The following is a 12,539-nucleotide window of genomic DNA, read 5'->3' as shown; positions in this document are numbered from 1 at the left end:
GCCGGTAGCCGCCGGCTATTGGATTTCGTTGGCCCGCCGCACGCTGGCGATCATGGACGAATTGATCAGGTACTGGCGATGGGCCTGGGCGTCGGCCACGGTGGCCCGCAACTCGTCCAGGCGCTCGCGCCGCACTTGCGGGTCGCGCTCTTCCAGCAGCCGCTTGTTGCGTATGGTGATGGCCTGCACGTATTCGACGTTCACCGTGCGCCGCTGGCGGTGGTAGCGGTCGAGCAGGTCGTCGGGCGCGCCGTGCAGCATGACCTCGGCCAGCTTGCCGGTCAGGTTCATCGCATCGTGGATGCCGCTGTTCAGTCCCATGCCGCCCAGCGGATTGTTCACGTGGGCGGCGTCGCCGGCCAGGAACACCCGGCGGTCGCGGAAATCCTTGGCGACCCGCTGGTGGACGCGATAGACGCTCTTGTAGGGAATGTCATAGTCCTGGTCAGGAGAAAGAAACCCCTTGATCTTGCCCTGCACGAAATCCGGCGCCAGCACCTCGGCTTCGTCCATGCCCGGGGCGATGGGGAAGGCGATGCGCCAGATCGGCGGCGGTCCGTCGTGAGGCTGGATGAAGATCGCGCTCCATTCGTCCGGATCGGCGATGTACGCATTGCCGGTATAGCCCTGCTGGCGCAGGTCGTAGCGCGTGGCGAACACCAGGAAGCGTTCCGGCCAGGTGAAGCCCTCGAACTCGGTGTCCATGGTCTTGCGCACGATGCTGCGCGCGCCGTCCGCGCCGATCAGGTAGCTGGCGCGGATCTCCTGCCGTCCGTCGGGCCCGGCGACCTGCACGGTCACGCCGTCGGCGTCCTGCTCATAGCCGGCGCACTCGTGCGCGAACAGCAGGCGCGCGTTGCGGTGCCCGCGCAGCGCTTCGGCCACGATGGCCGACAGCTTGTGCTGCTCCACGTGCAGGCGGAACGGATAGGGCGTCAGGTCGGCGATCATGCCCAGGTCGAACTGGGCCACCAGGCCGTCCTTGCGATCACGTATCTGCCATTCGGGCACGCGCAGCGCGCGCGAGCGCAGGGTCTCGCCTATGCCCAGCGTGTCGAGCATCTCGACCGTGGGCGGATGGAAAGTGCCGGCCCGCAGGTCCTGGGGAATATGGTCCTCGCTTTCAAGGACGACGACGTCCACGCCCTTCTGCGCGAGGGACAGGGCGGCCACCAGCCCCACGGGGCCGGCGCCGGAAATGACGACAGGATGCTGTTGCATGATTCGGTTCTACGATGACTGGAATGATTCGAATACGGGGCGCCGGTCAGTCCCGGCTTTCGCGCCACAGGCCCAGCAGTTCCTGGACCGGACGGTCCGAGAAACTGAACAGGACCGACGGTTCCCGCGCCACCAGCCGATGCGCGGTCCAACTGGGAATGACGAAGACGTCGTTGGGCTCGGCCACGAAGACGCGGTCGTCCAGGACGACCTCGACCCGGCCTTCGAGCACCGTGAACACCGTGCCCGACGAGCAGCGATAGGATGCCGTGGAGAAATCCCTGGGCAGCAACTGCGCGTAGGCGCCCATGGTCGGCATGGGCGAACCGCCGGTCAGCGGATCCACGTAGCGCAGCTTGTAGCCAAGGTGCGGATCGGGCGCGCCCGCGGCCTGCATGCCCAGCAGCGACTCGCGCGTGCGCTCGTACGGGTAGCAGAACAGCGGAGAGGCCCGGTTGGCCGGCGGCGTCCAGTCCACGGGCGCGAGCCCGTTGCCGTAGCGCAGCAGGCTGTCGCCCACCGGACGCCGCAGCTCCTGGCGATCCTCGGACGAAGCCTCGGCGAAGCTGGCGTCCAGCATGGCGACCAGTTGCACGTCCAGGCCGTCGAGCCAGATCATCGGGGCGTCGCTGTCGTTGCCATGGTCATGCCAGGTCCATGACGGCGTGGTGACGAAATCGCCGCGCCGCATGATGGTCTTCTCGCCCTCGACCGAGGTATAGGCGCCGCTACCCTCCAGGATCAGGCGCATCGCGGCCTGGCTGTGCCGATGGGCGCGCGCCACCTCGCCCGGCAGGATGGCCTGCAGGCCGGCGTACAGCGAGGTCGTGATGGCGGCCTTGCCCCGCAGCCCGGGGTTCTCGAGGATGAGCACCCGGCGCTCGGCCTCCTCGGCCGTGATGAGCGAGGTCGCCTCGGTCAGGTAGGGCCGCACCTTGCCGTACGACCAATGGGCCGGCTGGCAATCGGAACGCGGCGTCCGCGTGACCAGGTTGTGCAGCTGTTCCCACAGCGGCGCGAGATTGTCGGCGCCGATGCGGGCGTAGAACGCTTCGCGCTCCGCCCGCGTCGCCGCGGCTGCCGGTTCTTGCCTGGGATCGTTCATGTGTCTCCTCCGCCCTGCGGCATCGTGGCCGTTCAGCGCACCGCCACGTCCATCTCGCCCAGGCCCTCGATGCGGGCATGCATGACGTCGCCCGGCTGCACCGTGTTCACGCCCTCGGGGGTGCCGGTCATGATGACGTCGCCCGGGTACAGGGTGTAGACGTGCGAAGCCACCTCGATCAGCTCGGCGATACCCGTGATCAGGTCGCGCGTGTTGGCGCGCTGGCGCGGCTCGCCGTTGACCTCGATCGAGAAATCCAGGTTGCCCGGATCGGCGATCTCGTCCGCCGTCACCAGCCAGGGGCCCAGCACGGTGTAGCTGTCGGCCGACTTGCGATAGCTGCGGTCCTCGGTGCCGCGCACCGTCATGTCCAGGCCGATGCAATAGCCGGTCACGTAGGCCATGGCGTCGGCGGCGGGAATGTCCTTGCCCTGCTTGCCGATCACCACCGCCAGCTCCACCTCGTGGTCGTTGCGGCGGCCGGGGAAGGCGATGCGCACGCCCTGGCTCGCGCCCACGACCGACTGCGCCGATTTCAGGAACACCCCGAATTTGGCGACGGGGCTCTTGAAGCCCTCGTAGTGCGCGATGTGCACGTTGTTGTGGATCTGGGAATCGGCCAGCGATTCATCCACGTGGGCATGGTAGTTCAGCGGCGCGGCGATGACCTTGGACGGCGTGGCGATCGGGCTCAGCAGGCGGACGTCGGCCAGGCGGCGCGTGGCGGCGCCGGCCTTGGCGGCCTGGATGGCGGGAATCAGTTCGCCCAGCCGTTCGATGAACAGATCGCCGGGCGGCACGGGCCAGGCCAGCGCGGGCAGTCGGTCTTTCACGGACGACACGTCGTAGACGGTGTCTCCTTCCACGAGGCCGATCCGGCCTTCGTCGTAGCGGCAAATCTTCATCTGGTCTCCGGTGCCGCCGGGCGGCGGCCTTTCAAAATTTTGAGCACGTTCAATTTTATGGAAAGCGGCGGACGATAGTCAAGGCGGCTGATTCCGGACAGCTGGCAAATCCCGGGCTTTTGCGCATCCCCTAGTTGGGGGATGCCCCGGCAAGCACCGCAACCCCATACTCCGCCTATCCACAACATGCGCGGCGGAACCGCGCGATTTCAGGGGGGAACCTGACATGAAGAAGCACATCAAGACGGCTGGGTCCATTCTTGCCTTGTCCATTCTCGCCGCCTGTGGCGGTGGCGACGGGAGCTCGAGCAGTTCGGGTGGAAGCGGCGGCGGGAGCGGGAGCGGGGGTGGAAGTGGCGGCGGCGACACGCCGGCTTCCCTGTACACCAAGGCGCAGATGGAATGGGCCGGCCATGAAAGCTTCTACACCGCGGTGGGCGTCACCCAGATCCCGGGCATGATTGCCCAGGCCAGCCTGGGTTTCGTCCGCTATGCCGTCACGCACGACATCACGACGGACTCGGAAGAATGCGACGGCGACTCGCCCGGCACGGTTACCGCCACGTTCACCGATGGCAATGGCAACCACAAGATCGACAACGGCGACAAGGTCACCTTCAAGCTCGTCAACTGCCGTGGCCCGGTCGGGGATGAGCTGGTCGATGGCACGGTCACCATCACGTACAGCGACGTGACCGGCGACCTCCTGGACGAATCGGCATCTTCCGGCGCCACCATGACCATCCCGCTGGCGGACTTCAAGCTGGACGGCAGCGAGACCCTGAACGGAACGGTCGTCATCGACTACGCACGCGACACCAAGGATACGGTGGACGACAGCGACGACACACTGTCGGTCCAGACCACGGTCGAGCAACTGGACATCGGCTACTCCCAGGACGGCAAGAGCTACGCCACGCGCATCGAAGACTATTCCAGCGACTACACCTATGCGCGCGAAACCAGGCTGTACACATTCTCGGCCATCGGCTATCGCACCAGCGGAACGGACCCGCTACTGGGCGCGTTCAACCACACCGTCAAGATGACCACGCCCCTCGTCTATTGGCGTGACCTGGGCGACGGTTCACCCGATACGGGAGCGTTCGAGACGAAAACCCCTGGTGAAACCATCACGACGACGATCGTCTTGACGGAAACCGAGGACCTGGTCGAAATCAAATCGACCTCCGGCCTGTCTTCGAAGATGGATTTCGCCGCCTTCGACGACCTCTGAGCCTGCCTCGCGGGCCTTCCCGCTTCTCCTGCTAGCGGCCCGGTTTCCTCCGGGCCGCTTTTCGCTGGAAGCGGGACTTTAGTCCAATGCACGCCGTCGCCTGCGCTGGCAAGATGCCCCCAATTATTTCCATCGGGGGCATGATGAAACCAGGACTGAAGTCCGCCGGCGCGCTGGCGCTGATCACGCTGTTGAGCGCATGCGGAGGGGGCGACGGAGACGCAGGCAAGGACGGCGGCGGCACTCCTGTGCCGATGAGCCAGGCCGAAATACGCTCGTTCGCCGGCGGAGCCTACGAAACGGGCCTGTTCCTGCCCTACTTCGCAATGGGCGCCATCAACAGTCTGTTCGACCACGTCGGCGACGGCATGCCTGAAGGTCCGCTGCCGTGCGCGGACGGGCAAGGCACCCGCACGCCGGTCTACGCCGACGCCGATCGCGACGGCAAGATCAGCGCCGGGGATTCGTTGACGATAGACATGACCAATTGCGCCACGCGCGGCCTGGGCGACGCGCTGAACGGGCGGATCAGGATCGCGGTGAATGAAATACAGGGCGACATCCTGAACGCGTTCAACACTGTGGGCGTTTTCACCCTGGAAGTCCCGGAGCTGAAGCTGTCGGCCAGCGAATCCATGTCGGGCACGCTGCAGGTCCGGTTCGAGCAGACCACCCACGACGTCCCCGAGGCCTCGGCCAAGCTCGAAGACGTCGAGGAAACCGTGGAAGTCAGCCAATCCGGCGGCGATTTCAAGCTGCGCTACACGGAAGACGGCAAGGACTATGAGCAGGCCATCAGCGGGTACGACAGCACGTCGCACTTCCTGTACGCGACCGGCACGGAGCGCTACACCGCCCTGCGGTTCGCCCATCGCGGACAAGGCGCCACCCTGGGCGCCTTCGACTACCGCATGGCGCTGGTCGACCCGCTGGTCACCGTCTATGACAAGGACGGCAGCACCCCGGGCTCGATAGCCGGCCGCTACACCGTGGAGACGCGCGGCGAAACGATCACGACGACCTTCAGCAGCCCGGCAGCGGGCACCAGCGGCGTCCGGATCGAGTCCTCCTCGGGCGTGAGCTGGAGCGGCTCGTCCGACGACGAGGGCGGTCTCTGAGCGTCAGGCGCCGAAAACGGCGAGGCCCGGCCTGCGACGCAGGCCGGGGTATCCGCTACTTCAGCGGCTTGAACCGCACCCGCTTGGGCTTGGCCCCTTCCTCGCCCAGGCGGCGTTTCTTGTCGGCCTCGTACTCCTGGTAGTTGCCGTCGAAGAACACCACCTGCGAGTCGCCCTCGAAGGCCAGGATGTGGGTGGCGATCCGGTCCAGGAACCACCGGTCGTGGCTGATCACCATGACGCTGCCGGCGAACTCCAGCAAGGCGTCCTCGAGCGCGCGCAGGGTTTCCACGTCCAGGTCGTTGGACGGTTCGTCCAGCAGCAGCAGGTTGCCGCCGGCCAGCAGGGTCTTGGCCAGGTGGAGCCGGCCGCGTTCACCGCCCGACAGGTTGCCGACGGTCTTGTTCTGGTCGCCGCCCTTGAAGTTGAAACGGCCCAGGTAGGCGCGCGACGACATCTCGAAGCGCCCCACCGTCAGGATGTCGGCACCGTCGGCCACGGCGTCGAACACGGTCTTGCCGTCTTCCAGCGCGTCGCGCGTCTGCTCGACATAGGCCAGCTTGACGGTGCCGCCGCGCACGACCTCGCCGCTGTCGGGCTGCTCCTTGCCGGCGATCATGCGGAACAACGTCGACTTGCCGGCGCCGTTGGGGCCGATGATGCCGACGATGGCGCCGGCCGGCACCTTGAAGCTGAGATCGTCGATCAGCAGGCGGTCGCCATAGCCTTTGCTGACGTTCTTGAACTCGATGACCTCATTGCCCAGGCGCTCGGCCACGGGGATGAAGATCTCGGAGGTCTCGTTGCGCTTCTGGTATTCGTGCGAGCTGAGTTCCTCGAAGCGGGCGATACGCGCCTTGGACTTGGCCTGGCGCGCCTTGGGGTTCTGGCGCACCCACTCCAGTTCCTTCTTGATGGTCTTCTGGCGGGCGGACTCGTTGGCCTCTTCCTGCTTGAGGCGGTCTTCCTTCTGTTCCAGCCAGGAGCTGTAGTTGCCCTTCCATGGAATGCCGTGGCCGCGGTCCAGCTCCAGGATCCATTCGGCGGCGTTGTCCAGGAAGTAGCGGTCGTGGGTCACCGCGACCACGGTACCCGGGAACTTCTGCAGGAACAGTTCCAGCCAGTCCACGCTTTCTGCGTCCAGGTGGTTGGTGGGCTCGTCCAGCAGCAGCATGTCGGGCTTGGACAGCAGCAGGCGGCACAGCGCGACGCGGCGCTTCTCGCCGCCCGACAGGTGGCCCACCACCGCGTCCCAGGGCGGCAGCCGCAGGGCATCGGCGGCGATCTCGAGCTGGTGCTCGATGTCGTCGTTGCCGCTGCCGCTGCCCGCCGCGATGATGGCCTCGAGCTCGGCCTGCTCGGAGGCCAGCGCGTCGAAGTCGGCATCGGGCTCGGCATAGGCCGCGTAAACCTCGTCCAGCCGCTTCTTGGCGGTGAACACGCCGCCCAGTCCCGTCTCGACCGCTTCGCGCACGGAGTGCGCGGGATCCAGCTGGGGTTCCTGCGGCAGGTAGCCGATGCTCAGGTTGGCCATCGGGCGGGCTTCGCCCTCGATGTCCTGGTCCACGCCGGCCATGATCTTGAGCAGCGTGGACTTGCCGGAACCGTTCAGGCCCAGCACGCCGATCTTGGCGCCCGGGAAGAACGACAGCGAGATGTCGCGCAGGATCTGCCGCTTGGGCGGCACGATCTTGCCGACGCGATTCATGGTGAAGACGTATTGGGCCATGGATGGACGAACGAAAAGGAAAAATGGGCGCGGGGCCGGCTTGGCCGGCCCCGCCATGACGAAGCAGACAGTGTAGGCCGGTTCGCGCGGGAAAGGCGAACCGGGGCCGGCGCTATTCCAGCTTGATGCCGGCCTGCCGGATGATGTCGCGGTTGTTGTCGTACTCGGCGCGGATCAGGCGCGCGAACGCCTCCGCGCTGCCGCCGGTGGGCACGTTGTCGCTGTCCACCAGCCGCGCGCGCAGGTCCGGCAGCGCCAAAGCCTTGTTGATCTCGGCGTTCAGCCGGTTCAGCACCGCCTCGGGCGTGCCCGCCGGCGCGAAAACGCCGAACACCGACATCAGGTTGGCCTTGGGGAAACCGGCCTCGGCGAAGGTCGGCACGTCGGGCAGCGAATCGATCCGCTCGGGCGCCCCCACGGCCAGCGGCCGCAGCTTGCCGGCCTTGATGTGGCCGTTCAGCACCGGGCCGAGGTTGGTGGACAGCAGCTCGAACTGGCCGCCCAGCGCATCGTTCTGCTGCTGGCCGCCGCCCTTGTAGGGAATGTGGGTGATGTCCACGCCGGCCGCGCGCTTGAACTGCTCCAGCGTGATGTGGCCGACCGTGGCCAGGCCCGAGGTGCCCCAGCGCAGCGCGCCCGGACGGCTGCGCGCCTGCCCGACCACGTCGGCCAGGCTCTTGCCCTGGAATGCCGGCGTGCCCAGCAGCACGACCGGCGAATACATCACGCTGGCGACCGGCGCGATGTCCTTGAACGGATCGTAGTTGACCCGGCCCAGCAGCGGATTCAGGGACAGCGGGCTGATCGAGGAAAAGCCGACGGTATAGCCGTCGGGCGCCGCCTTGGCGACCGCGTCCATGCCCAGCGTGCCGCCCGCACCCGCCTTGTTCTCGACGATGACGGTCGTGCCGAGCTGGCCGCTCAGCTTGTCCGCCAGCGCGCGCGAGACGATGTCGCTGATTCCGCCCGGCGGATAGGCGACGATGATGCGCACGGGCTTGGCCGGCCAGGTCTGGGCCGTGGCGGCGGTGCCGGCCAGCGCCAGCACGCCGGCGCACAAGGGAAGCAGGATACGGTTCATGGTGGTGGCAAGGAAGCGGCCGCGACGAAAGCCCCGGATGACGCGCCGGCGCGGCCCGGCGGACGGGGTCCATTGTAGTGGAGTGCCGCGCCCCGGCCCTTGGTATGCTGTGTCCCAGGACGACTACCCGCAAGCGACGCCATGCTGCCCTTCGACTGGAACTTCCCCTATCCCTCGCAGAAGATGCCGCTGCTGGCGGCCAACGCCGTCAGCACCAGCCAGCCGCTGGCCTCGCAGGCCGGCCTGCGCATGCTGTACGAAGGCGGCAACGCCGTCGATGCCGCGCTGGCGGCCGCCATGGTGCTGACCGTGGTCGAGCCGGTCATGAACGGCATAGGCGGCGACCTGTTCGCCATCATCTGGCACGAGGGGCGCCTGCACGGCATCAACGCCAGCGGCCGCTCGCCCGCCGCCTGGACCCTGGACCACTTCCGCGGCCGCGCGACCATGCCCGTCACCGGCTGGGACGCCGTCACGGTGCCCGGCCAGGTCGCCGGCTGGCGCGCGCTGTCCGAACGCTTCGGCAAGCTGCCTTTCGAACAACTGGTCCAGCCCGCGCTGCACTACGCCAGGGAAGGCTTCCAGGTCACGCCGCAGATCGCCCGCCTGTGGGCCCGCCAGGCCCCCAACCTGGCCAGGGAACCCGGCTTCGCCGAGGCCTTCTTCCGCGACGGCCGCACGCCCCAGGCCGGCGACCGCTGGCGCTTCCCCGAACAGGCCGACACCCTGGCCGACATCGCCCGGACCGGCGGCGACAGCTTCTACCGCGGCGCGCTGGCGCAGAAAATCGTCGACTTCGCGCAACGCACCGGCGGCGCGATGACCCTGGCCGACCTGGCCGCCCACGAAGTGCAGTGGGTCGAACCCCTGCGCCAGGACTTCCGCGGCTACACCCTGCACGAAATCCCCCCCAGCGGCCAAGGCATCGCCGCCCTGGCCGCGCTGGGCATGCTGGACCGCCTGGACCTCGAAGGCATGGGCCTGGACAGCCCCGCCATGTACCACGCCATGATCGAGGCCATGAAACTGGCCTTCTCCGACCTGCATGAACACATCGCCGACCCCGCCGCCATGCGCATGGGCCTGGCCGATCTGCTGGACCCGGCCTACCTCGCGCAGCGCGCCGCCCTGATCGACCCCGCCCGCGCCAGCACCCCCACCGCCGGCACCCCCAAGCTGGGTGGCACCGTCTACCTGGCCGCCGCCGACGCGGACGGCACCATGGTCTCGTTCATCCAGTCCAACTTCCAGGGCTTCGGCTCGGGCGTCGTGGTCCCCGGCACCGGCATCTCGCTGCACAACCGCGGCATCGGCTTCAACCTGCGCCCCGGCCACGTCAACTGCGTCGCCCCCTCCAAGAAACCGATGCACACCATCATCCCCGGCTTCGTCACCCGCAACGGCCAGCCCGTCATGGCCTTCGGCGTCATGGGTGGCTCGATGCAGGCCCAGGGCCACATGCAGATGCTGGTACGCCTGGGCGCCTTCGGCCAGAACCCGCAAGCCATGAGCGACGCCCCGCGTTTCCGCGTGGAGCCCGGCGAAGTCCGCCTGGAAGCCCACACCCCCGCCGCGGTGGTCGACGGCCTGCGCAAGCTGGGCCACACCGTCGAAGTCTCGGAACGCCATAGCCTGGACTTCGGCACCGCCCAACTGATCTACCGCAGCGACGAAGGCTACATCGCCGCCTCCGACTCCCGCCGCGACGGCCAGGCCGTCGGCTATTAGCGCACCCGCGCCAACGAGTCGGCGCCCGGCCTACACCGGTGCGGGCGGGTCCGCCGACTCCTCCACCTCCCGGGACTCCAACCTCGCCACCCGACTCCCCACCTTCCGCAACGGCCCCAGCAGCCCCCCGATCAACCCCAACTGCGTCAACACCAGCCGATGCCCGTCATCGGCATCATCCTCGGGCAACTGCTCCAGCGCCCGCGCCAAGGCCCCCTCCTCCTCGCTGCTGGCCGCCAGGCCCCCCTTTCCGGCCATCCCCGCCGCGATCCCGTCCAGCGCATCGATCACCCCCATCGTCATCCGCGCGATCTGCGCATCGCTGGCATGGTCCGACAGACTTTCCCGATGCGCTCCCAGCCCCGACAGGTAGTTCAGCAAGGTGTGCGACAACGTCAGGAACCGCAGCCCCGCGTCCGCGTCGCGCCGGAAATGGCCCGGCTCGGCCAGCATGTTCGACATCGCCATCGACAGGGCCGCATCCGCGTTATGCGCGTTGCGCCGGGCCAGCCGATAGGCCAGGTCGTCGCGCTTGCCCGTCTCGTACTGGATCATGATCTCGCGCAGGTAACGGCTGTTCGCGGCCAGTGCATTGGCCGCCACCTGCGTCAGCCGGCGCCCCTGCCAGTCCGGCAACACCACCAGCACAGCCAGCCCCGCGATCCCCGCGCCGATCAGCGTATCCACCAGGCGCGGCACGAACAGGTCGTAGCCGTTGCCGATCTGGTTGAAACACAGCAATACCAGCACCGTGATCGCCGCCGTGCCGATCATGTAGCGCGTGGACCGCGTCGCGAAGAACGCCACCCCCGCCACGACCGCGAACAGCGCCTGCACCAGCAGGCTGGAGAACAGCGTGAACAGCACCCACCCCACCAGCAGTCCCAGCACCGTCCCCAGCACCCGCTGCACCAGCCGGGTACGCGTGGCGCCATAGCTGGGCGCGCAGACGAACAGCGTCGTCAGCACGATCCAGTAGCCCTGCTGCGGATGGACCAGATGCAGCATCCCGTAGCCCGCCGCCATCGCCAGCGTCAGCCGCACGGCATAACGGAACACCGGCGCCCCCGGCGTCAATTGCAGCCGCACCCGGTCGAAGGCCTCGCCCACCGACTGCGGCGAACGATCCAGCAGGCTGTTGTCCTGCTGCTGCTCGTCCAGCTTGTCGGGATTGCTCGCGCTGCCCAGCCGCCGGTCCAGTTCCGCCAGGTTGGCCGACAGCGCTCCCACCGACCGCAGCAGCCGCGCCCACTCCGGACGGCCCTGCCGGCGCAGATAGTCCAGCGAGGCATCCAGGTCGGCCCGGGCCTGCCGCGCCTCGTCGCCCGCATCGAAGGGCTGGCGCATCCGGATCGCCCGCGCCAGCCGGCGGCAGGCCTGCCCTTGCAGGCCCAGCAGCCGCTGGCAGCGGAACATGATGTCGCTGTGGAAGAAGGCGTCGGCCAGTTCGTCATAGGGATAGTGCGAGGAACTGGCGCGCTCGTGCACGTCCTGCGCGATGAAATACAGCCGCAGATAGCGGGCCGTCTTGCGGCCCGGCCGGCTCTGCCCCAGGCGGCTGAAAATGCTTTCCTTGGCCGCGTTCAGTGCCATCACCACCTTGCCGTTGAGCTGCGCCAATTCCAGCCGGCGCGCCTCCAGGTCGATGCCGCGCACGGGCTCGAACAGCGAGGCCTTCAGCAGCAGGTAGTCCCCCAGCACGGCGTACAGCCGCGCCAGCCGCTGCTGCACCGGCTGGTGCACGAACAGCGCCGCCCACAGCACCGACAGCAGGCCGTACCAGGCCGCTCCGGCCATCAGCAGCGCCGGCTCGTGCCAGAAGCCGCCGCCGCGGCCCTGCTCCACCCCTATGGTGGTGTAGATGGCCAGAGTCAGGGTCGCGTATCCGATGGCGCGGTAGCGCTCGCCGATAGCCCCCAGCATGGTCAGGCAGAACGTGGACAGCACCATTCCCGCCAGGAACAGCCACGGATAGGGAAACAGCGCCTTGACGGCGACGGCCGCCACGGCGAAGCAGGCCAGCGTGACGACCTGGGCCAGCAGCCGGCCGCGCCAGTTGTCGTCGGTCTCGGCCAGTGCGCAGGCGATGACGCCCAGGAAAGCCGGAATGACCAGGTCCATCCTGTCGTACCACCCGCACAGCGCCATGACGCTGGCCAGGGCGATGAACACGCGCAGGCTGTAGACGAAGGTGTCGTGCGCCCAGAGGCGGCGCAGGGTATCGGGAATGGAAGCGGGACGCATCGATGCGGCAGGGGAACAGGCAGACGTAACTATCGCATGCAGGACTCGTGCCAGGGTCTCCGGCGCACGGTGGCCGGCCCGGATACGCGGACTTCGCGCCACCTGGCCGCGCCCGGGGACATGCGATAATCAGGGCCGGCGGGTGCTTTTCCGCGCCCGGCCATCGCATCT

9 protein-coding genes are annotated in these 12,539 nt (G+C 67.9%); 3 read left to right on the top strand and 6 right to left on the bottom strand.

The features are described 5' to 3' along the window. Window positions 1-15: 15 nt before the first annotated feature. Genes WKR98_RS10845 through WKR98_RS10835 form a run of 3 tightly spaced genes read right to left on the bottom strand, consistent with a single transcriptional unit; the run spans window position 16 to window position 3,231 of the window. The gene (locus tag WKR98_RS10845) at window positions 16-1,221 is read right to left on the bottom strand and encodes an FAD-dependent oxidoreductase (protein WP_124688108.1); all 1,206 of its coding nucleotides are present in this window, start codon (window positions 1,219-1,221) and stop codon (window positions 16-18) included. Between the two features lie 46 nt (window positions 1,222-1,267). After that, the gene (gtdA, locus tag WKR98_RS10840) at window positions 1,268-2,326 is read right to left on the bottom strand and encodes a gentisate 1,2-dioxygenase (RefSeq protein WP_124688107.1); all 1,059 of its coding nucleotides are present in this window, start codon (window positions 2,324-2,326) and stop codon (window positions 1,268-1,270) included. 32 nt (window positions 2,327-2,358) lie between these two features. After that, window positions 2,359-3,231: a fumarylacetoacetate hydrolase family protein gene (locus WKR98_RS10835; RefSeq protein ID WP_341432964.1), complete on the bottom strand. Its 873-nt coding sequence runs from the start codon at window positions 3,229-3,231 to the stop codon at window positions 2,359-2,361. A gap of 226 nt (window positions 3,232-3,457) precedes the next feature. Between WKR98_RS10835 and WKR98_RS10830 the strand changes: the two genes are divergently transcribed. Beyond that, complete coding sequence (locus WKR98_RS10830; protein WP_124688105.1) at window positions 3,458-4,468, top strand: hypothetical protein; 1,011 nt, start codon at window positions 3,458-3,460, stop codon at window positions 4,466-4,468. A gap of 143 nt (window positions 4,469-4,611) precedes the next feature. After that, window positions 4,612-5,586, top strand: a complete 975-nt coding sequence (locus WKR98_RS10825) for a hypothetical protein (RefSeq protein ID WP_152037105.1) — start codon at window positions 4,612-4,614, stop codon at window positions 5,584-5,586. Between the two features lie 55 nt (window positions 5,587-5,641). Here the strand turns inward: WKR98_RS10825 and ettA are convergent, their stop codons facing one another. Both ettA and WKR98_RS10815 read right to left on the bottom strand, forming a co-directional pair. Beyond that, a complete protein-coding gene (gene ettA, locus WKR98_RS10820) occupies window positions 5,642-7,315 on the bottom strand; it encodes an energy-dependent translational throttle protein EttA (protein ID WP_124688103.1) in 1,674 nt (557 codons plus the stop codon). A 112-nt stretch (window positions 7,316-7,427) separates the two neighbouring features. Next, the gene (locus WKR98_RS10815; RefSeq protein WP_124688102.1) at window positions 7,428-8,396 is read right to left on the bottom strand and encodes a Bug family tripartite tricarboxylate transporter substrate binding protein; all 969 of its coding nucleotides are present in this window, start codon (window positions 8,394-8,396) and stop codon (window positions 7,428-7,430) included. Window positions 8,397-8,537: 141 nt separating this feature from the next. Here WKR98_RS10815 and ggt point away from each other — a divergent pair, with 141 nt between their 5' ends. Further along, window positions 8,538-10,124, top strand: a complete 1,587-nt coding sequence (gene ggt / locus WKR98_RS10810) for a gamma-glutamyltransferase (protein ID WP_341432958.1) — start codon at window positions 8,538-8,540, stop codon at window positions 10,122-10,124. A gap of 30 nt (window positions 10,125-10,154) precedes the next feature. Here ggt and yccS read toward each other — a convergent pair whose 3' ends face one another. After that, window positions 10,155-12,368 carry a YccS family putative transporter gene (gene yccS / locus WKR98_RS10805; RefSeq protein WP_124688100.1) on the bottom strand — a complete coding sequence of 738 codons (2,214 nt, stop codon included), beginning with the start codon at window positions 12,366-12,368 and terminating at the stop codon, window positions 10,155-10,157. Window positions 12,369-12,539 lie beyond the last annotated feature (171 nt).

The organism is Pigmentiphaga sp. YJ18 (genome assembly GCF_038066655.1).
GTDB lineage: Bacteria > Pseudomonadota > Gammaproteobacteria > Burkholderiales > Burkholderiaceae_B > Pigmentiphaga.
Note: the sequence above shows the minus strand (reverse complement) of the source record. Positions and strands in the feature narration are given on the sequence as shown.